Source organism: Microbacterium sp. P5_E9, assembly GCF_054049175.1.
Genome location: NZ_JBFUMV010000154.1, coordinates 1 through 525, shown reverse-complemented (window position 1 = coordinate 525; position 525 = coordinate 1). Strand labels below are relative to the sequence as shown.

General features: G+C 71.2%; 1 protein-coding gene. It reads left to right on the top strand.

Annotated features, from left to right (window positions below; genetic code table 11):
* On the top strand, positions 1-525 hold a 525-nt coding region (locus tag ACXJ3V_RS20735; protein WP_457102242.1), incomplete at both ends, for a hypothetical protein.

Below are 525 nucleotides of genomic sequence, written 5' to 3'. Positions count from 1 at the left end.
CTACGACACCGAGCGACGGCCCCACGCCAGGAAGATCATCCGCCTGGCGCGCATGCTCGGCGCGATCGTGATGCCGCAGAACCGCGCCGCCGCGTTCGCCGTGCATGGGTTGATGAGCCTGCTGCGCCTGCTGCCGGCTGGCCGCGCGGTGTTCGAGGACATGAAGGTCAAGCCGCAGAACACCTTCGACCAGGGCCTGTTCTGGCGCGTGCGCGGCAGCGAGCGGCTGCGTGCCGGTGGCATGCTGCCGCAAGGCTGGGTCCGGCCGGCCACTGGCTGCGGACCACTTCTCAGCGACGACGCGCTGGGACTGCAATGGGCGCTCATCGGCTTTGGCGTGGATCCGTCAGCCGGGTTGCCGGCCGAGCTGCTGCTGCGCTGGCAGACTGCAGGGGGACGGGTGTGGCAGTGGTGCCAGCGATCGCAGGCCCTGCATCTCGCGCCGCCCGCGCAGCGGCTGGAGGCGCTCGACGAGGCCCTGCTGCCACGCCGGGTTCCACTCGGCTGGGTCGCTATCGTCAGGCC